The organism is Gemmatimonadota bacterium (genome assembly GCA_040388535.1).
In the GTDB taxonomy this organism is placed as follows: Bacteria; Gemmatimonadota; Gemmatimonadetes; order Gemmatimonadales; family GWC2-71-9; genus Palsa-1233.
Map to the genome: position 1 here is coordinate 129,478 of JAZKBR010000007.1, position 20,757 is coordinate 150,234.

Genomic DNA, 20,757 nt, shown 5'->3' on the forward strand with positions numbered 1-20,757 from the left:
GTGACGACCTGGATGGCACCACGCGGGCGCATTGTCGCGCCGATTGCGCTCGGACTCCTGATCGCCCTCGGCGGCTGCAAGGGGAAGGAGAGCCCACTCGCACCGGCAGCCCGGGCGCCGCTTCCGGCCGCGGTCGATTCGGCGGCGGGCCGCGCTGGCGCCGCAGGTGCCGCTGGTGGCGCCGCCGACAGTCACGAAGTGCTCCCGACCATCCTGACCTCGGCGGTCGACTCCACCTCATCACCAACGCTCACGTTCGCCGACATCGGCTACAAGAGTGGCGTGACGCTCATCGGCGCCAACGACGAAGCGACAATCGCGGTGCCGGTCAACGATGGCCTGCACGCGACCGAATTGCGGCTGCAGGTGATGCCGACGCCCAACATGCCGGCGGCGTCGCTGGTGCTCCGTCAGCGAGACCGCGTGCTCGCGGTGCGGCCCCTCTCCGACAGCACCACGGTGCTCACGCTGCCGCTGGTCGACGCAATCGTGGTGGACGGCAAGGCAACGCTCTCGATTTCACTCAGTGTGCCGAGCCGCGATGCCTGCCAGGCGCAGCTCTACTATCGCACCGTGCTCGCGCCCGAGAGTCAGGTGCATTACAGCGGCTTGCCGGCCGCCGTCGCCGGCATCAACTCGTTCTTCCAGCCGTGGGTCCGCAAGGTCACGTTTTATGTGGCCGAGAAGCCGTCGCTCGACGCCGCGCAGGCGGCCCTCGATGCGGCCGCGTTCGTGGCCCGACGCTATCGCGGGATGTCGACCACCTTCGAGATCAAACCGTTGCCCGCGACCGATTCGATGCCGGAGCCCGGTCCGTACGATCGCGCGCTGGTGTGGAGCCCCACGGGCGGGACGATGATCGCGCGCGCCGAGGGAGGTCGCGGCACCGTGCTCGCGATCGCCGGCCGCCGTGATGCGCGTCAGCTCTTCACGGTGGCCGACGGCGCCGACCTGGTGACCGCTCCCGGCTTCAAGACGACCACGGTCGACCTCAGCCACAACACGCCCGACAACAGCGACGGCGTACGGACGCTCGGCGACCTCGGCTTCACCAACCGCACGCTCGAGGGAAGTTCGCTGCTGGTTGCCGCGTATCCCTTCTCGCTGGCGGATTTCGGCAACAGCACGGTGCCGACGGCGTTTCGCCTCGTTGCCGAACATTCGGTGCTGCCGCCCAACGGCAATGGCTCGCTCCGGGTGCATCTCAACGGATCGCTCATCTACTCGCGTGCCATCGATCACACCTCGCTCGACGTCGTGGTCCCGCTGCCGTCGCACCTGGTTGGTCGTGACAATGTCATCGAGGTGCGCTTCCAGGTCGTGCTGGGTGAGGGAGGCTGCCTGTTGGGTGGGCCTGTCTTCACCGCGACGATCGACAACGGCTCGTCATTTGTTATCAACGGTCGCAGCAACATCGCGCCCGGCTTCGGTCGCTTCCCGGCCTCGTTCGTTCCCGCCTTCTCGGTGCTGCTTGAGCCGCGAGATCGCTTCCGGGTAGAACTTGCGAGCCAGATCATCGGGGCGATGCAGCAGACGACCCACACGCCGCTCGCGCCGGGGCTCGCGCGTGACTTTGCTGCTGCCAGCGGACCGCTGCTTGCCGTCGGCACCACCGGGCTCGCGAATGCGCTCGACGCGCCGGTGCACACCGATGGCTTCCGTCTCCGCGACCGCGCGGGCAAGGTGTGGGACGAGTTCACACCGACCGCGCCATACGCGGCGATGCAGGGGTTCGAGCGTAACGGACAGGACGTCCTGCTGCTGCATCACACGCAGGCGAATGGGCAGCCGCTGGCGGACCTCGTGCGCGAGGCGCTCGGCCCCTACGGCTGGTTCGGTGTGCGCGGCGATCTGGCCGTGCGGGGCGAGCAAGGGCCGATGCGTCAGCTGACCGTGGCGAACGCGGGCTGGCGGGTTGACCTCACGGGCGAGGGTGCCACCTCGAGGCTGGCGCGCTACCGCAGCGCGATATTCCTGGTGGCCGCGATCCTGATCATGGGCCTGCTGCTCTGGCTCTACCCTCGCGTCGTCCGTCGTGAGCTCGATTCGCCTCGGTGATTACCTCGTTGAACGAGGACTGATCTCGTCCCAGCAACTCACCACCGCGCTGCAGCAGCAGCAGCGGACGGGCGAGCGGCTGGGGCGCCTGCTGTTGATCTTCGGATTCGTCCGCCGGCTTGACCTGGCCCGCGCCCTGGCCGCGCTCTGGGGCTATCCGTTCGCGACCGTCGAGGAAAAGACGGTCGATGCCGCCGTAGCCCAGCGTTTCCCACTCGATGCCACCCTGCAGTATCGCGCCGTGCCGGTGCGCGACGACGGCGCCATGGTGACCGTCGTGGTCGCCGACTCGCCACCGGACGCCCTGTCGCAGACCCTCAACGTGGTTTATCCGGGCCGCGCGATCGACTATCGCGTTACCACGGAGTGGGACCTCGACCGTGCCATCGCCCTCGCACACCGGCGCAAGGTGGTCGACACCTCGATCTACGGCCTCTACTTCCGCGATCAGGCCGAGAGCGCGTTTACGGTATTCACGCTGCCGCAGTACCTCACTTTCGCTGTGGCGTGCTTTGCCCTGCTGGCAGGCTTCTATTCGGCACCGCTCGAGACGCTGCTGGTGATCAACGTGCCGATCACGGCGTTCTTCCTGCTGGTGGTGGCGTTCCGCACCTGGGTCGGAGTCAGTGGCGCATCGGCAGAGACCGCGATCTCGCTCACGCCGGAAGATCTCGCGGCCATTGATGAACGCGCACTGCCGGTCTACAGCATCCTGGTGCCGATCTATCGCGAAGCCGCCGTCATCAAGACGCTGCTCAAGTCACTTGCCGAACTCGATTACCCGGCCGACAAGCTCGACATCCTGTTGCTCTTCGAGGAGGACGACCCGGAGACGCTTGCCGCTGCGAAGGCTGCGGCCCCTGGGGCAAACGTTCGCTTCTTCGTGGTGCCGACGGGCGACCCGCAGACGAAGCCGAAGGCATGCAATGTCGGCCTGCTCTTCGCGCGCGGCGAGTACCTCGTGATCTACGACGCCGAGGACCAGCCCGAACCGGACCAGCTCAAGAAGGCCTACCTCGCCTTCCAGCGCGGACCCGAAGCGCTTGTCTGCGTGCAGGCCGCCCTCAACTACTACAACTGGAACGAGAACTTCCTGACCCGGATGTTCACGCTCGAGTATTCGTTCTGGTTCGACTATCTCCTGCCGGGCCTCGACATGCTGCGTCTGCCGATCCCGCTCGGCGGCACCAGCAATCATTTCAAGTCGCAGATCCTGCGCGACCTCGGCGGCTGGGATCCCTTCAACGTGACCGAGGACGCCGACCTCGGCATCCGCGCCGCGATGCATGGCTACCGCGTCGGGATCATCAACTCGACGACCTACGAAGAGGCGAACAAGGAAGTCGGCAACTGGATCCGGCAGCGCTCTCGCTGGATCAAGGGATACATGCAGACGGCGCTGGTCTTCTCACGCGACCCGATGGCACTGGTGAAGAAGGTCGGCCTGCGGCAGACCCTGGGCTTCGGACTGCTGATTGGTGGCACGCCGCTGATTTTCCTGATCCAGCCGGTGAGCATCGTCCTCACGATCGTCTGGATCGCGACCCGCACCGGGGTGCTCGATCCGATCTTCCCGCCGGTCGTGCTCTATCTCTCGCTCTTCAACCTGCTGATCGGCAACGCGCTGGCGATCTACATCAACATGTTCGCCGTCTTCAAGCGGCGACTGCACGTGCTGGTGCTCTTCGCGCTGCTGAATCCGTTCTACTGGATCCTGCACTCGATCGCCGCGTACAAGGCGCTGGGGCAGTTGTTCACCAAGCCGTACTACTGGGAGAAGACCACACATGGCCTCACCCGTCACGGCGCCGCCGCGTAGGGCCGTCGCGCCCTACTGGGTGCGCGCCCTGCTGGCGAGTGTGGCGGCGGCACCGCTGCTGATCGCGGCGCTCCTCCTCGCGCGTGACGGCTACCTCAGTGATACCCACGGCGCCTTCCTGAGCAAGGTGCTCTTTGCACTCGATCGCGGCCAGCTCGAGCTGCTCGGCTTCGAGTACCCGCCGCTGCCGTTCCTGATGCTGCTGCCGTGGCCCACCGCGACGCTCGCAATGATCTTCGGTGCGCTGGCAGTCTTCTCGATCGCGTGGCTGGTGCTCAACGACTGCACCCTGCGCCGATCGATCCTGCCCTTCATCCTGCTGCTGGGTGCCCTCTGGTCTCCCATCGGCCTGCACCTCGTGGCGGGCGATTTCAACGAGGCAGTCGGGCTCTTCGCGCTCTTCGGCGGCTGGCGGCATTACCGGCGCTGGTGGGAAACGCGAAAGACGATTCACGGCCTCTATACCGGCCTCTGGCTCGGGGTCGCGTTCTACACCTCGCCGCTCGGCCTTGGCCTCGCGCTCATTGCCGGTGCGGTGCTCCCGTTGCTCTTCCCGCGGCTGCAGATCCCACCGTTCGCGTCACAACTGGTGCTGCTGGTCTTTCCTGGCATCGCGGCCACCGCGACCTGGGCATACCTCTCGTGGGTCTTCACGCGCCGGATCGCCTTTCCCTTCGCGCCCTGGGAGCCGGAGTCGCCGGGTTTCCTCGCGATCGTGGTCTGGACCGTGCCGTACCTGATGGTGGCTTGCTTCAACCTGCTCAGACCGAAGGCGACCACTGCCGGCGTGCTGCTGCCATTCGTGCTGCTGCTCGCCGCGAACCGGATCGGCTGGCACTTCTCGCTCGCCTTCGCGGTGGTGCTGCTCACTCTCGTCGCGGTGATCGCGATCCCGACCTGGCTCGACAAGGCGCAGCGCACCCTCCTCGGCACGGCTGCCGTACTGCAAGCCGTCGCCGCGTGGGTGCTGGTGCCGTGGCCGCAGGTGTCGGCGGCGGACGCGGCCAATCACGCCGTCGCCGCAGCGCTCGCCCCGGCACCGGCGCGGAGCGTCCTCATCGACGATCGCTACGCGATGGGCCTGCTGAAGTGGGCACCGTCGCTCGCGCCTTATCTCACGACGCGCGATACCGGATTCGAGATCGCGCTCGCCGACCCCGGTGCCGCCGTACAGTATGTACTGGTGACCCGCGACGATGATGGCCTGACCCTTGATGTCGACCGCCGCCCCCCGGCCGGGTTCCAGGTCGACTGGAACTGGGCGGGGTACACGCTCTACCGTCGCGCCGGCGCACCGCGGCTGCCGGTACGCTATGACAAGCTCATTCCCTACGCCAAGGTGCAGCCGTGACCGGACTCCGCGTGCAACGCCCCTTCGTGGTTGCGATCGCCCTGTTTGCCCTCGTGCCGGCCGCGTTGCAAGCACAATGGACCGTCAAACCGGGCGGCTGGTTCATGTCGCACGGCTTCAATGTCGGCCGTTTTCCCGATCGCTTCTCGAGCGGACCATTGGCAACCGAGAACGCCCTCGAGAAACGCGACTGGGGGATGTACTTCATCTACGGCTGGAAAGAAGGTCTCTCCGTCGGGCTGGGTCAGGGCTATGCGCGACTCGAAGACAAGCGCGACGGCACCTCCACCGTGACGACCGGGTTCGGCGCGACCGGACTCTTCCTGATGAAGCGCCTCGCCCAGGGCAAAGGCGGGATTCTCTCGCTCCAGCCGCGCGTCGACATCCCACTCCTGTACAACACCAAGGATCGCCCGGTACTTGGGCCCGTCAGCACAGACGCCGAAGTCCGACTGCTCTACGGCAATGGCTTCGGTGCCCTGGGGACGCGCGGCTTTGTCACGGCGTCAGTGGGCGGGGCGTGGTGGCGCACCGGCGCGGACGAACTTCGCTACGACACCACCGTGGGCCTCGACGCCGGACCCAAGGTGCTCCTGATGCTGCAGACCTTCAACGTCGCGGCCTTCCAGGGCGGCGGCCTCGCTTACAGCGCGACCAAGCTCGGCGGCTCGGCCGTGCTGCGCGTCTCAAAGTCGGTGGGGATCCAGGCAGGCTACTACGGCGGCATCTCCGGCAAGAACACCGCCCGCGAGCGCACCTGGTCGGTATCGCTCTGGCTCAATCACGATGCGCCGACGGGGACTAGCGCGCGGTAGAGCTGAGCCGCGACTATACTCGCCGGCGCTCGGTGCAGGAGCCACCCCGAGCCCTCGCACCCATTCAAATCGCACCGAGGGATTCGCGGGCGTTGAGTCGTGGGTCCCTCGCAGCGGCCTTTACAGCCGTCGCTCACCAATCCCGGCACCGCTAGCGCGATCGCGGGCGGCTGTAACAGACGCGGAGAGGGAGCCCACGAGCAACGCTGGCGAATCCGCGAACATCCCTGGCGGGTGCTCGGTGCAGGAGCCGCGGTCGTCGGATCAGGATCCGCGCGTCCGCGATTCGGTCGCAACCGGCGGCGGGCGCGTCCGCCCGCTCGGCGGTCGCTCCTGCGAATCGCTCGCCGGCGCAGAGAGCGCCGGCTACGGACGCGCTCCCTACTGATTCTCCTCCCGCGGCCCCCGCACCGAGCCCTCGCACCCATTCAAATCGCACCGAGGGATTCGCGGGCGTTGAGTCGTGGGTCCCTCGCAGCGGCCTTTACAGCCGTCGCTCACCAATCCCGGCACCGCTAGCGCGATCGCGGGCGGCTGTAACAGACGCGGAGAGGGAGCCCACGAGCAACGCTGGCGAATCCGCGAACATTCCTGCCGGCGCTCGGTGCAGGAGCCGCGGAGAGGGAGCCCACGGCGTAACGCCCGGCAGGCAGGCCTCCGTCGCTCAGCTTCGCGCCGATTGCAGCAAGCGATCGATGATGCGCGCGTTCAGCACTCCTTCGTCGGGACCGAGCAGCGGCGGAGTGCCCTGCGCCACGGCACGCGCGAAGTCTTCCATCTCCAGCTGATAGGCATTCACCGGGTCGGCCGTGAACTGTTCCTCGCCGCGCCGGGTGCGGAGCGTCACGCGCGGTGAGACCACGGCGACACCAGCGATGTCGGTGGTCTTGAAGGGCTGGTGCAGTTCGAGAACACCTTCCGTGCCGACCAGCGCCAGCCGTTGATGGAGTCCGCCGTCGAACGAGCAGGAAATGGTGGCGTGACGGCCGTCGTCCCAGCCGAGGACTCCATGGAGGGTACGATCGACATCGTGCACCGTGTCGAACGTGGCCGTGGCCATCACCTGGCTCGGTGTGTTGCCGAGGAAGAGGCGAGCAGCGTTGACGCAGTAGCACCCCACGTCCATCAGTGCCCCACCGCCCCATTCCGCGTGCAGCCGCGACGGCTCGTCGTCGGCGAGGCGGAAACAGAACGATGCTTCGAGGTGCCGCAGCTCGCCGATCGCGCCGGACGCGAGCAGCCGCTGCAGCGCATCAATCTGGGGATGGTAGCGGTACATGAACGCCTCGACGAGGACGCGGCCGGTCTCTCGCGACACTGCCAGCATCTCGGCGCACTCCGCAGCGTCGAGCCCGAGCGGCTTCTCGCAGATCACGTGCTTTCCGGCACGCATCGCCGCAATCGCGAGTTCGCGATGGAGGCCGTTGTGGGTCGCCACGCAGACCGCGTCGACGGCGGGGTCCTCGAGGAGGGCGCTGTAACTGTCATGGCTCACGAGTGGCAAGAGCGCCGTGGCGCGCGCAATGTCACGGCTCGCGGCGGCGTAGAGGGTGGCGTTGCGCGCACTGTGGATCGCGGGGGCAAGGCGATTGCGCGCGACCCGTCCGGCGCCGATGATGCCGAACTGGACCCGCTTCAGCGGAACCGTGGCATCGGTCACGGCAGCATCTCCGTGGCAGTGGCACAGGGGAGGAGCGTTGCGCCGAGCACTTCCCCCACGGCGTCCACCACCTCTTCGGCCATCTTGCGATAGGTGGTGAGTTTTCCGCCGGCAATCGTGAGCACGCGGCCTTCACGCACCAGATGGTGCTCCCGGGTCCGGCCGCTTTCTGTGCCGCTCTGCTTGAGCAGCGGACGAACTCCGGCCCAGCGCGCAGTGATGTCGTTCGCGCCGAGCGCCAGCCCCGGAAAGTGATGCTGGACAGCGCGAAGCAGGTAGGCCTCATCAGTAGCAGGAACGGTCAACGACTCCGGCGGCTCGCTGGTTTCGGTATCGGTCGTCCCGACGAGCACGCGCTGCAATTCCGGTTCGGGAATGCAGAACATCACTCGGCGATCATCGGGGTGGCGCAGCGCGATGGCGTGTGTCAGCGGAAAGCGCGTGTTCGCAAAGGTGATGTGAATTCCCTTGGTCCCTCCGACGAGGTCGCGCTCCGGCAGCCCGATTGCCGCGCGCACGCTGTCGGTCCAGGGTCCGACCGCGAGCACCATGGCTCGGGCGTCGATTCGCTCGCCACGCGGCAGCGTCGCCGAGACGCCATCGTCACTGATGGCGAGACGGGCGTCGGTGTGCTCATGGATCGTGGCACCCGCCGAACGCGCCGATGCGATGTTACTCCGGACCAGACCGATGTCATCGCCGTGCGCGTCCTGGTAAAGTGCGCCGCCGAGCATGGGCGACTGTCGCAGCAGCGGCTCACGGGAGACGACGGTGTGCCGACTCAGCGGCCGGTGCGTGCCAAGAGCATGTCGGCCGGCAAGCAGCCGATAGAGAAGCACGCCAACACCGACCCGGAAATACTGCCAGTATTCGCCGCGGTCGGTGAGAAAGAGAAAGGGGAGCGGGCGAACGAGGTGGGGTGCGATGCGGAGCAGGATCGCCCGTTCTGCGAGCGCCTCGTGCACCAGGTGAATGTCGCCAAGCTCGAGGTAGCGGATGCCGCCATGAATGAGGCGGCTCGATCGGCTACTGGTGCCCCACCCCGCGGTCTCGCGCTCGAGCAGCGTCACGGTGAGGCCGCGCATTGCGGCATCGCGCGCCACGCCCGCGCCGACGATCCCCCCTCCAATGACCAGCAGATCCTGCATCGGCGTGACTCGCGGTGGATGGGGAGTTGCTGGAAAATAGTCCGGTTCCCGGTCTGGCCGGGCCGCGATTGCCAGTCGGGGGCATCGCAAGTAAATACTCTGATATCGGAGTCTCCCTACCCTCACGCCTGAGTCTTGAAAATGTCGATTGGTCGCGCCTTGCGAACCGCCGGCCTGGTGATTGTTGCGGGGATCGTGCTCTTCGCACTCTTCGTCGTCGTCCAGAGCGGCAGGGCCCTGAGCCGGAAGTATCCCGTCCCCGCGATTGCGCTTGCGGTGCCGACAGACAGCACGGCGATCGCGCGCGGCGAGCATCTGGTGCAGGCGGTCGGCGCCTGTGCGACCTGCCACGATGCCGACCTGGGCGGCAAGGTGTACGCCGAGATGGGGCCGGTGGGAGTAGTCGCGGGGCCAAACCTTACTCGGGGTCAGGGCGGCCGCGGGGCGGGCTTCGTCGATGCGGACTGGATCCGTGCGCTTCGCGTCGGTGCCCACCGCGACAGCACTTCCCTGTTGATGATGCCGAGTGAGGTCTACACCAACTTCAGTGACGCCGACATTGGTGCGATCGTTGCCTATCTCAAGCAACTCAAGCCGGTCGATCGCGAAATCATCACCAGTTATTTCAAGCCGCTGGGGCGGACCCTGCTCGCGGTGGGCGCACTCGACATCCTCAGCGCACCGAAGACGACCGCGCGCATCACGGTACCTGAGGTGCTGCCGACGGAGGAGGCGAGCTACGGTCGCTATCTCGTGGAGGCGGCGGGGTGCGCGGGATGCCACGGCCCGGGACTCTCAGGCGGTGCGGTGGCCGGGCCTCCCGGATTGCCACCGGCCGCCAACCTCACGCCCGCCGGGCTCGGCAAATGGACCGAGGCGGATTTCATTCACGCCATCCGCGAGGGGAAGCGGCCCGGCGGAACGGCGATCAACCCCTTCATGCCCTGGGAGTCGTATCGCGGCATGACCGACAGCGAGTTGCGGGCGATCTGGCACTACCTGCAGAGCGTCCCATCCAGGGCCTTCGGCGGCCGGTGATGGCTGGCCGCGTCGAGGCACTTTGGAGCAAGCGCGCCCATGGTGGCCCAATGGATCCGCTACAGTCTGCGGTGCTGGAGGTCGGGCGCGGGGTGGCCGGCAGCGCAGGCCGGAGCAGCACGAGACAGATCACCATCATCTCGAGCGAGGCATGGCAGGCGATGATGCACGAACTCTCCGCGGACATTGCTCCGTCTGCCCGCCGGGCGAACGTGATGGTGACCGGCCTCAACCTGGCCGCGAGCCGAGGTCGGATCCTCTGCCTTGGGGCGGCGCGAATCCGGGTCCGGGGTGAAACACGCCCGTGCGAGCTGATGGATGCGGCGCTCCCAGGACTACGCCTGGCGATGGATCCCCAGTGGCGCGGTGGTGTATTTGGCGAGGTGATCGAAGGGGGCGAGGTTCGCGTGGGAGAGCCCGCCCTGTGGGCTCCCGCCTGACCCGCTCAGACTCCGCTGCCAGCGACCGATAAAGGGGCATCTTCGTCCCGGCTCGGTACGGTTGCGCAGCATTCGGCAGCACTCAGACTCCTGGAAGTCGCTCGGCGCGCCCTGCGCCCGCGCGTGGCGTGGCCGCATCCCGTCGATGCTTCGCCGCCTGGCCATGCTCGGGGTGCTGGTCGGACCGGTCGCAGGCCAGGTGCCGAACCGGCATCACCCGGAACCGGGGGGCGGCGGCTGGCAATTCAGCCGCTATTCCACCGCCGAAGGCCTCCCGTCCGATGAGGTCACCGGCCTCCTCGAATCGCGGAGCGGTACGCTGTGGGCCGGGACAGCCCGCGGGCTGGCCTGGTTTGACGGCTGGCTCTGGCACGAACTCCCCGCCGACTCCACCGGGATCCCCCGTCGGCCACCATCACTGATTGCCGACGCTCCCGGCGACTCGGTCCTCGTCGTGGTGCACAACCTTCTTTACATCGGGACGACGACCGGGTTCACCCGGCTCGCCGTCGTCGTTGAGGGCAAGGAGAAGCAGGTCACCTCGGCCGCGACCACCAAGGACGGGATGTTGATTCTCATCCCTCCGGGGAGCGCCGACCCGCTACCGCGACTGGTTCGCTATCGCAACAATCAATTCCAGCTGGTTACCCCGCCGGCAGAGCTGGGGAACCACGATGTCGCCGCACTCTTTCCAGGTGCTGGTGGCGTGGCGTGGCTCAACACCACGACCGGGCTCTGGTATAACGACGGCTCAGGCTGGACGCTGCGCTTTCCGAGTGGCGCCGTGCCTTTCCGCGTGGGCGCCGTGCTGCAGCGCGAAGATGGCTCCGGTCTCTTCTCTCTCGTGTCGCCTGATGCACGCGCGGGGCTCTGGGAATGGAACGCCGGGGAACAACCGCGGCGCCGGGCCTCCGAGGGTGAAGTCCGACTGCTGCACGCATCGTTTGCGCGTGATGGCGTCGCCGTGGCCGTGTACATGGGTGGTCAGATGCGGATTCGCGAGCACGACAGCTGGTCGACGTATGACCTGCCGGGTTCGCAAATCCTCGATGCGCGCACGGTACTCCACGACCACCTCGGCGATACCTGGATCGGGACCGGCTCGGGTCTGGTGCTCTTCCGCGGCTCATCAGGTCTCTGGGCGGGGATTCCGCACGGTTTCCCGTCGCCGCGCGACCGGATCAACGCCATCGTGACCGATACCAACGATGGCACCTGGGCCGGCACTGCCGACGGCATCGATGTCTTCGAGGCCGACGGCAGCATTCGCCATATCGCCACCGCGCTGGGCAAGCCGGTAGGTGGAGTGACCGGGCTCGCGCGCGATTCGGCGGGGAATATCTGGGTCGCCCGCGGCTCGACGCCGGGCGGGGCGCTGCGCTGGGATGGCAAGAACTGGCGACTCTTCGGCGCGGGCGATGGACTCCTCGCCTCGCGGATTCACGACATCTCCGTCGATCGCAGCGGTCGGGTCTGGTTCCTCGGGCTCGAAGGAAGTGCCCAGTCGAGTAGCGGCCCCGGCGCGTTCGTGCTCGACGACGGCCACTTCACTCAGGTCGGTCCCGAACAGGGCCTGCCGAGCGGCAAGGTCTACGCGTTCGCCGAGGCACCCGACGGGACGCGATGGTTCGGGAGCGGAGGCGGCCTGAGCCGGTGGAGGAAAGGCGCCTGGACGCACTGGACGCAACGAACCGGCCGCACGGGCAACAGGAAATTCCGCGCGCCACTGCGTGTCTTCACGCTCGCCGTCGATTCGACCGGCAAGATCTGGTTTGGCGATCAGCAGGAGCCGCTCGCCTACGGGATCGGCACCGTCGACGCACGTGATTCGCTGGCGTTCTACACCACGGCCGACGGATTGCTCAACAACCGCGTCTGGCGACTCGTTGCGGGCGCCGATGGCACGATCTGGGCGGCGACGGAATCGGGCCTCTCGGCGATGCACGACGGCAACTGGTTCTCGTTCGGTACCGATCGCGGGCTCGGCTATCCCCAGCTCTGGGCACTCGAAGTCGATGGCACGGCGGTCTCGGTCGGGACGCAGGGCGGCGGCATGCGCCAGCTCGACCTCGACGCGGCGCGTCAGCCTCCGCCACGCGTCACCATTCTCGAATCGGTCACCGAGGGACGCCGCGCCTATCTCCGCTGGATGGTCGTTGCCTATCGCGGATCGCTGGCCTCTGCGCTCATCGAGACCCGCTATCGCGTCGACGGCGGCACCTGGTCCGGATGGAGCACCGATCGGGTCGCCACCCTCAATGACATGAAGCCCGGCGAGCACCGAGTCGAGGTACAGGCCAAGGGACTCTTCCTGCCGCTCGATCCGGTCTCGGCCAGCGCGGCGATTGTTGTGGCCCGGCCGCTGATGTTGCGCAAGGAGTTCGCAATTCCCGTTGGCGGGCTGAGCGTTGCCTTGCTGGTGTTGAGTATCGCCGGCATCCGCCGCAAGCGCGAAGCCGATGCCGTACTGCGCGAAAGCGAGACTCGCTTCCGCACGCTCTCGGCCTCGACGTTCGAAGGGATCGGCATCTCGGTGGACGGCTCGCTCGTCGAGGCAAATGACCAGTTGCACCGTATGCTCGGCGCAGCACCCGGCCAGCTGCGCGGCCGCCGTCTCGCCGATTTCCTCGGTGGCGATGCCGATGCCCCGGCGCGACGCATCGATGGCAGCTCCTTCCCGGCCGAAATCCGCGAACGCACGATTCCCTATCGTGGCAGCGAGGCGCGCGTGAGCACGGTGCGCGACCTCAGCGAGCAGCAGCTTGCCGACGCGGCCCTCCGTGCATCGGAGGAGCGCTTCGAGCGGATGTTCCGCTCCAGTCCTTCGTCGATCACGATTGCGAGCTATCCCGATGGCCCGTACATCGACGTCAGTGAAGGGTTCGAGAACCTCACGGGCTGGACCCGCGCCGAAGCCGTGGGCAAAACGGCCGAAGCACTGGGTATTTTCCAGGGCCCTGCGGACCGGTCGGATCTGCTCGACTCCGTTCGGGCGACGGGGTCAGCCCGCGGGCATGAAATCACCATCACGACCCGCACCGGCGAGCGTCGCGCGCTCCTTGTCTCGGCCGACCTGATTCAGCTCGACGGCAAGCCGCATCTCCTCTCGGTCGCGACCGACATCACCGAGCGTCGCTCCCTCGAGGCGCAGCTGGTGCAGTCGCAGAAGATGGAGGCGATCGGCCAGCTCGCCGGCGGTGTTGCCCACGACTTCAACAACCTGCTCACGGCGATCATCGGCCACGCCGACCTGGTGCGTGACTCCTTGGTCGATACCGAGGCAGTCGAAGACATCGACGAAATCCGGCGCGCGGCGCAGCGCGCATCCGATCTCACGCGTCAGCTGCTGACCTTCGCTCGCAAGAACCAGGTCAAGCCAAGCGTCGTCGACCTCAACGACATGGTGCACCGCACGCAACGGATGCTCGGCCGCCTCCTTGGCGAGCAGATCGTCATCGTGACCCAGACGGCCTCCGATCTGCCGCCGGTCACGATCGATCCGGGGCAGATCGAGCAGGTGCTCGTGAACCTCGCCGTCAACGCGCGCGACGCCATGCCGACCGGCGGGCAACTGATCATCGAGACCCACGCGACCGAGCTGGGCGAGGAATACACTCGCGAGCATCCCGAGGTGCAGCCCGGCAAGTACGCCATGATCGCCCTGACGGACACCGGCACCGGCATCCCCGCCGAGTCGCTCTCACGCGTGTTCGAGCCGTTCTTCACGACGAAGGGCGTTGGTCAGGGCACGGGGCTCGGGCTGGCCATTTGCTACGGCATCATTCGCGAGGCGGGCGGGCACATCTCGCTCTACAGCGAGGCGGGCCGCGGCACGACCGTGCGCGTCTATCTGCCGCGTGCCAGCGCGCCGGTGACCACCACGGTGGCATCGAGCTCAACCCAACCGGTGCGCGGCGGCAAGGAAGTCATTCTGCTGGTCGAGGATGAGCTGCTGGTGCGGACGCTGGTCGAACGGGTCCTCACCAATCTCGGCTACTCGGTGCTGGTGGCCGGCAACCTCGAGGAAGCAATTGCCGCGGTCGCCAGCGCTCCCGCTCCGCCACGACTGCTGATCTCCGATGTCGTCCTCCCTGGTCCCGGCGGGCCGGAGATCGCGCGCGCCGTGCGGGAGCGGGTCGAGGGAATCGCCGTCCTCTACATCTCCGGCTATACCGAACGCGCGGCCAACCAGGCGGTGGTGCTCGACGCGCCGCTGCTGTCGAAGCCGTTTACGCCGAACGCACTCGGCAGGCGTGTCCGCGAGGTCCTCGACGGTGTCTGAGACCGGGATCAGCAACAGCCATCGCGAACGGGTCCTCACTGAACTCGGTGAGCGGGTCAAGGAGCTCGAAGCGTTGCACGCTTCAGCCCGGCTCATGCTCAATGACCGGCTGGACCTGCAGACGCTGCTCGACGAGCTTGCCGCGCTCCTGCCACCGGCGTTCCAGCATTCGTCACAGGTGGCCGCTGCGGTCAGCTATGGCGCGCTCGCAAGCGCGACGCCAGGATTTGCCGCGAGCCCGGGCGCCCTGGTGGTGACCTTCGCAGGGCGTGACGGCACCGAAGGGCGCATCGACGTGGTTCACTACCGCGGCCCCTTGCATCAGCACAGCGCGGGATTTCTCGCCGAGGAATGGAATCTGGTGCGATCGGTGGTCGATATGCTGGTGACCACGCTGAACCGGCGCGCCGCCGAACACGCTTTGCGAGTGAGCGAGGAGCGTCTGCAACTCGCGCAGACTGCCGCCGGACTCGGGCTCTGGGAACTCCACCTTGCGACAGGCGCAGTGCACTGGTCGGTCGGGATGTCGCAGATGATGGGGTTGACCGAGGCCACCGCGCCGACAACACTCGAAGCCGTCCGCGCGATGATTCACCCCGACGATCGGAATCATCTGAGCCTCAACGTGCAGCGCGCCATCAACGACCCCGCGGCGCGCGACCGGTTCGAGTATGAATCGCGGATGTGCCCCCCCGGCGCCCCCGACGTCTGGATTGCGAGCAAGGGTCGTATCGTGCGCGACAGCAACGGCGCCCCTTCGCGGCTGCTCGGTGTGTCCGTCGATATCAGCGGCATGCGGCGACTCGAAGGCCAGTTCCAGCAGTCGCAGAAGATGGAAGCGATGGGTCGACTCGCCGGCGGCGTCGCGCACGACTTCAACAACCTGCTGACGGCAATCAAGGGCTATTCGGAATTCGTCATCGATTCCCTCGAGCCCGCTGACGCTCGCCGCGAAGACGTCGAGCAGATTGCCGCGGCGGCCGATCGGGCGGCGGGCCTGACCCGGCAACTGCTCGCCTTCTCGCGACACCAGGCCCTCGCGCCGACGGTGGTCGATCCGACCGTGCTCATCGGCGGGATGGAGACTCTGCTTCGACGCCTGATCGGCGCCGACATCGACTTCCGCGTCACGCTCAACAGCGCCCACGGCGCCATTCGCGTGGATGCCGGGCAGTTCGAGCAAGTGATCATGAATCTCGCGGTCAACGCACGCGATGCGATGCCGAACGGTGGGGTGCTCAGCATCGAGACGTCGAGTGTCGAGTTCGATGAACAGGTCAGCATGCCGCACAGCGACCTGCCGGCGGGGCGCTATGTCGTGATGTCGGTGAGCGACACCGGTAGCGGCATGAGCCACGACACCAAGGCCCGGCTCTTCGAGCCCTTCTTCACGACCAAGGAACAGGGGCGCGGTACCGGACTCGGCCTCGCAACCGTGTACGGCATCGTGCGGCAGAGTGGCGGGGCGATCTGGGTGTTCAGTGAACCGGACCGCGGCTCGACCTTCAAGCTCTACTTTCCCTGGGTCGGGGAAGACGCGGTGGCCGCGCGACCGACGAAGATGGCCTTGCACTCGCTGCGTGGCAGCGAGCAGATCGTGCTGGTGGATGACGACGCGCAGGTTCGCGCACTCGCCGAGCGCGCACTGCGGTCCCACGGCTACCGGGTCCTTGCGCTCGCCAGTGCCGCGGACGCCATCACCGTGGTCGATCAGCATCAGGTTCCGGTGGATCTTCTCATCACCGACATCGTGATGCCCCGGATGCAGGGCCCCGAACTCGCCTCACGCATCCGCGTGCTGCGGCACCAGACCCGGGTGCTCTACATCACCGGGTACGCAGAGGGGCGCATCGAACTCACCGACCCGACCCGGGCGAGTGTGCTGGAGAAGCCGTTCACGCCCACGACCCTGTTGCGACGCGTGCGCGAGCTGCTCGATCAGAGCAGTCCGTCGAGATAGAACTCCAGCCGCCACCCGGTCGGCGCCCGCAACGCACGCGCGAGATCGATGCGCACCAGGCCATCGAGGAATGACGCACCGACGCCGGCACCGATGAGCGGCCTTCCGCTCGAGAAGTTCGCCCGGCTCCCGGCCCAGCCCGCGTCGACGAATCCGATCAGCCGTACTGCGGGGAGCGAGTTCCCGACTTCGGCACGTCCAAGCCAGAACGCATTCCCCGAGACCACACCGCCCGCATACCCGCGCAGGCTCCCCGCGCCACCGAGGTAGAACTGCGACTGCACGGGCACATCGCCGCGAGTGGTTCCCGCGGAGAGCGTGAAGGCGCCAGCAATGGGGCCACCCGGGGTGATGAAGCCGCGCAGGGTGACCGCGCCCTTGCCGAAGTCGAAGCCGCCGGTGCCGCCCTCCACGTTCGTTTCGGCACCGAGCGTGAAGCTGCGTGAGAGCGCCTTGCTCCCGCGCAGTGTGACCACCGCGCCGGCCTGGGTGGCGCGGTCGGCGACGATGTTGGAACGGAACCGACGATCACCATCGAAGAGATGCGGCAGGCTTGCCGAGGTTTCCACGTCGGCCGTTCGCTGCTGCTCGTAGTAGAGCCGTGCGCCCCAGCCACCGGTGGTGCTTCCCGCGGTGATCTCGGCGCCCAGGGTGCGGAAGTATTCGCCGTCATCGCGCCCGGCCAGCAGCCCCAGCATCGAGTTGATCGCGCCGAGCGGGTGGGCATCGGGATTGGCGGCCGCGAGTCGGCGATAGCCCGCCAGTGAGAAGCGGCGTGATGTCGTCTCGCGAGTGAGCGAGAGTTCGCCATTCGGGATCCCGTCGGCGAGGCCGATCCGGGCGAGCGCGTCGACGCGGAGCGGACCGAAATCGGCGCGGGCATTGGCACTCAGCGAGAGCGCCTCGATCCGGTTGTAGCGGGCGTGCTGCAGCACGGTCGAGAGTCCCGACGGAAGCTCGACATGATTCTCCCACTTGCGGTCGGGAAGTGCGCCGATGGCACCCTCGAGTCCCTTGAGTTCGCTCTCCGAAATCAGGTCACCCATGTCGAGAATCGGTGCACCGAGCTCCGGCGACGTCAACAGCGAGGCGGTGTCCTTCGGGATGACGACGACGAGGTTGCTGTCGTTGGACCAGCGTCCGCGGGTGGAATCCTGCTCGGGCTCGCCGGCGTGGCGCTTCGGACGCGCCGCCACCCGTCCGGCTGGACGGAAGGTGCTGGCCGGGTCGGGCGCGACCCCGCCCTCCACTTCGTAGTCACGGTAGACCCGCTCGAGCCGGAACGGGACGTTCATCCAGGAGCCCATCGAGCCAACGGCATCGATCGCAACGAAGCGTGGCATCCACCAGCGATTCTCGTAAAGGCCGTATTCCAGCGTGATGAACTTCACTTCGCCGCGCGCGTTGATGTACTTGGGGACGTCCTTCATATCGTCGGCATCGAGATCGCGACGCATCTCGAACGGGCGCGCCGGTCGGAAGGCCGCTCGCACCAGCCCGAACGTCTCGGCGTCGAACCAGAGCGTTCCGCTCATCAGCTTCCAGTCGGAACGACGCGGCGTGACTTGCAGCGCGAGGATGCGAATCTTCTTGCCACCGGGAAGGCCAATCGTCGTGCTGTCGCCGAGGGCGAAGGTGTAGTCGGCTTCACCGCCTTCACGCAGCGGATAGGAGAAGCCCTCGGGATCGCCGTCGGCCCCGACGATCCGGAGATAGTCAGCGGAGGGGTCGAAGACGAGATCGCGACCGTTGCCGCTCAACTCGCCCGGGACGCGGTCGCCGCGTTCGGCGATCGGCGAAGAGGAGCGCGCGCCGATGAATTCAATCCGCGAGGGCGAGTCCCGCTTCCAGGAAATCTTCGCGACCATCTCCTCACGGTAGAGCATCCGGTCGCGAAGCAGGGCCTTGATGCCGACACCCATCCGGGAGGAGACGGTGGTGGTGTATGCCGTCACCAGCCGCTCATTGCGTTGCCGAGCCTGACGGGCGCGGGTGACGAGTGCCTCGGTGGCGGCATCGGCGTAGGCAGCGGGTACCTGGGCCGTCGCGGCGCCCTGGACTTGGGCAAAGAGCAGCAGGGTTGCGAGCATGGTTCCCGAAATGGCTTGAGTAAGCGGACAGGTACGGGGCGCCGAGCCCCATTGTTTCAGTTCGCACCGTCGAAGAAATATCGGCAGATCGGGCCTTCCCTGCCTACTCTTGTCTCCCGGCGAAGCCGCTACCACGGTGGCCCCGGACGGCAATTCTTTCGGAAGCGAGTCAACATGGCCCTGCTGGGCTTGCAGGAAGTGACCCTGTCCTTTGGTGGACCCAAGCTGCTCGATCGTGCCACGCTGGCGATCGAGCGGGGCGAGCGCGTCTGCCTGATCGGGCGAAATGGTGCCGGCAAGAGCACGGTGATGAAGCTGCTCGATGGCACCCTTGCCCCGGATAGCGGTGAGGTGGTGCGGCAGGTCGGGCTCAGTGTCACGCGGCTCGAGCAGGAAGTACCCGGCGATGTCAGTGGCAGCACCTTCGATGTGGTGGCCGAAGGCCTCGGCGAAGCAGGCAAGCTCCTCGCCCGCTACCACCAGGTGAGCCACGACGTGGCCCTGCATGCAAGCGATGCCGCCATGCGTGAACTCGGCCGGCTGCACGAGGCCCTCGATGCGGCACGCGCCTGGGAAACCAGTGAACGCGTCGACACCGTCCTGTCACACCTCGGACTAGATCCCGATGCGCCGTTCGCCAAGGCATCGGGAGGGCGGAAGCGTCAGACGCTGCTCGCGCGCGCACTCGTCCGCAATCCGGACGTGCTCCTTCTCGATGAGCCGACCAACCATCTCGACATCGAAGCCGTGGAATGGATGGAAGAGTTTCTCATCGGCCACGGCACGACACTGGTATTCGTGACCCACGACCGGACCTTCCTCCGGCGCGTCGCGACGCGGATCGTCGACCTCGATCGCGGCAAGCTGATCGACTGGGGCACCGGCAGCTACGACAGCTACCTCGAACGCAAGGAAGCGGCACTCGCGGTCGAGGCGAAGGAGTGGAGCGAGTTCGACAAGAAGCTCGCGCGCGAAGAGGTCTGGATCCGCACCGGGATCCAGGCGCGCCGGACCCGCAATGAAGGGCGCGTACGGGCGCTCGAGGCGCTGCGACTGGAGCGGGGTGCCCGACGCGAGCGCACCGGTACCGTGCGACTCCAGGCCCAGGAAGCGGAACGCACCGGCCGGATGGTGATCGAAGCAAAGGATGTGAACTTCGCCTACGGCGCGCGGCCGATCGTGCGCGACTTCACCACCACGATCTCGCGGGGCGATCGCGTCGGCCTGATCGGCCCCAACGGTTCCGGCAAGACCACGCTGCTGCGGTTGCTGCTCAACGAACTCGCGCCCGATAGCGGGACGATCCGGATGGGGACCAATCTCGAGGTCGCCTACTTCGACCAGCTGCGCGAACAGCTCGATCCCGAGCAGACCGTGGTCAACAGCATCGGCGATGGCACCGAGTTCATCGAGATCAACGGCGTGCGCAAGCACGTCCTCGGCTACCTGCAGGACTTTCTCTTCTCCCCCGACCGCGCCCGGACCCCGATTCGGGTGCTTTCGGGCGGCGAACGGAACCGGCTCCTGCTCGCGCGGCTCTTCACCCGCCGCTTCAACGTGCTGGTGCTCGACGAGCCGACCAACGACCTCGATATCGAGACCCTCGACCTGCTCGAGGAGTTGCTGCTCAATCTCAAGGCCACCCTGCTCGTGGTCAGCCACGATCGTGAGTTTCTCGACAATGTCGTGACCAGCACCCTGGTGATGGAGGGCAACGGTCGCATCGGCGAATATGTCGGCGGCTACTCCGACTGGGTGCGGCAGCGCGGCACCGCGGCCGCGGAACTGGTGCGAGCCACGTCTCGGCCGGCCAGCGCACCGGCAAACGGCACGCCGGCGTCCAAGCCTGCGAAGAAGAAGCGCCTCACGAGCAAGGAAGCGAGCGAGCTCGCCGGCTTGCCCGAGCGAATCGACGCGGCCGAGCGAGAACGGCAGCAGCTCTTCGACTCACTCGCCGACCCGGCCTTGCTCCGGAATGGCGCGGCCGTCGCGACGGCAAAGACCAGACTCGCTGCTGTCGACGCCGAGATTGTGACGCTCACCCAACGGTGGGAGGCGCTTGAGCTCCTCGCGCACGACGCCTAGTTTCGTTGCGG

Annotated in this window: 12 protein-coding genes; 9 read left to right on the forward strand and 3 right to left on the reverse strand. The window is 67.0% G+C overall.

Annotation, left to right across the window (positions count from 1 at the left end):
* Genes V4558_14010 through V4558_14025 form a run of 4 tightly spaced genes read left to right on the forward strand, consistent with a single transcriptional unit; the run spans nucleotide 1 to nucleotide 6,043 of the window.
* Nucleotides 1-2,058: a hypothetical protein gene (locus tag V4558_14010; GenBank protein MES2306620.1), complete on the forward strand. Its 2,058-nt coding sequence runs from the start codon at nucleotides 1-3 to the stop codon at nucleotides 2,056-2,058.
* Nucleotides 2,036-3,877 (forward strand): glycosyltransferase family 2 protein, encoded by a 1,842-nt coding sequence (locus V4558_14015; GenBank protein MES2306621.1) that lies wholly within the window; start codon nucleotides 2,036-2,038, stop codon nucleotides 3,875-3,877. Before V4558_14010 ends, V4558_14015 begins: the two co-directional genes overlap by 23 nt.
* On the forward strand, nucleotides 3,846-5,228 hold the full coding sequence (locus V4558_14020) for a hypothetical protein (GenBank protein MES2306622.1): 1,383 nt from the start codon (nucleotides 3,846-3,848) through the stop codon (nucleotides 5,226-5,228). Before V4558_14015 ends, V4558_14020 begins: the two co-directional genes overlap by 32 nt.
* On the forward strand, nucleotides 5,225-6,043 hold the full coding sequence (locus V4558_14025; protein ID MES2306623.1) for a hypothetical protein: 819 nt from the start codon (nucleotides 5,225-5,227) through the stop codon (nucleotides 6,041-6,043). The genes V4558_14020 and V4558_14025 overlap by 4 nt, the downstream gene beginning before the upstream one ends.
* 664 nt (nucleotides 6,044-6,707) lie before the next feature.
* Here the strand turns inward: V4558_14025 and V4558_14030 are convergent.
* Both V4558_14030 and V4558_14035 read right to left on the reverse strand, forming a co-directional pair.
* Entirely contained in the window at nucleotides 6,708-7,703 is a 996-nt protein-coding gene (locus V4558_14030; protein ID MES2306624.1) for a Gfo/Idh/MocA family oxidoreductase, read from the reverse strand.
* Nucleotides 7,700-8,851, reverse strand: coding sequence for a glycerol-3-phosphate dehydrogenase/oxidase (locus tag V4558_14035; GenBank protein ID MES2306625.1), 1,152 nt, complete (start codon nucleotides 8,849-8,851; stop codon nucleotides 7,700-7,702). The genes V4558_14030 and V4558_14035 overlap by 4 nt, the downstream gene beginning before the upstream one ends.
* Before the next feature lie 141 nt (nucleotides 8,852-8,992).
* On the opposite strand from V4558_14035, the gene V4558_14040 reads away from it, so the two are divergent.
* The 4 genes from V4558_14040 to V4558_14055 all read left to right on the forward strand — a co-directional run bounded on the left by V4558_14040 (nucleotide 8,993) and on the right by V4558_14055 (nucleotide 16,571).
* Entirely contained in the window at nucleotides 8,993-9,889 is an 897-nt protein-coding gene (locus tag V4558_14040) for a cytochrome c (protein MES2306626.1), read from the forward strand.
* A 50-nt stretch (nucleotides 9,890-9,939) separates the two neighbouring features.
* Complete coding sequence (locus V4558_14045; protein ID MES2306627.1) at nucleotides 9,940-10,329, forward strand: MOSC domain-containing protein; 390 nt, start codon at nucleotides 9,940-9,942, stop codon at nucleotides 10,327-10,329.
* Nucleotides 10,330-10,474: 145 nt separating this feature from the next.
* Nucleotides 10,475-14,611, forward strand: coding sequence for a PAS domain S-box protein (locus V4558_14050; protein MES2306628.1), 4,137 nt, complete (start codon nucleotides 10,475-10,477; stop codon nucleotides 14,609-14,611).
* Nucleotides 14,604-16,571 (forward strand): ATP-binding protein, encoded by a 1,968-nt coding sequence (locus tag V4558_14055; GenBank protein ID MES2306629.1) that lies wholly within the window; start codon nucleotides 14,604-14,606, stop codon nucleotides 16,569-16,571. Before V4558_14050 ends, V4558_14055 begins: the two co-directional genes overlap by 8 nt.
* On the opposite strand, the gene V4558_14060 is transcribed toward V4558_14055, so the two are convergent.
* Complete coding sequence (locus V4558_14060) at nucleotides 16,550-18,661, reverse strand: BamA/TamA family outer membrane protein (protein ID MES2306630.1); 2,112 nt, start codon at nucleotides 18,659-18,661, stop codon at nucleotides 16,550-16,552. The two genes, V4558_14055 and V4558_14060, sit on opposite strands and share 22 nt — an antisense overlap.
* Before the next feature lie 174 nt (nucleotides 18,662-18,835).
* Here V4558_14060 and V4558_14065 point away from each other — a divergent pair, with 174 nt between their 5' ends.
* Complete coding sequence (locus V4558_14065; protein ID MES2306631.1) at nucleotides 18,836-20,746, forward strand: ATP-binding cassette domain-containing protein; 1,911 nt, start codon at nucleotides 18,836-18,838, stop codon at nucleotides 20,744-20,746.
* Nucleotides 20,747-20,757 lie beyond the last annotated feature (11 nt).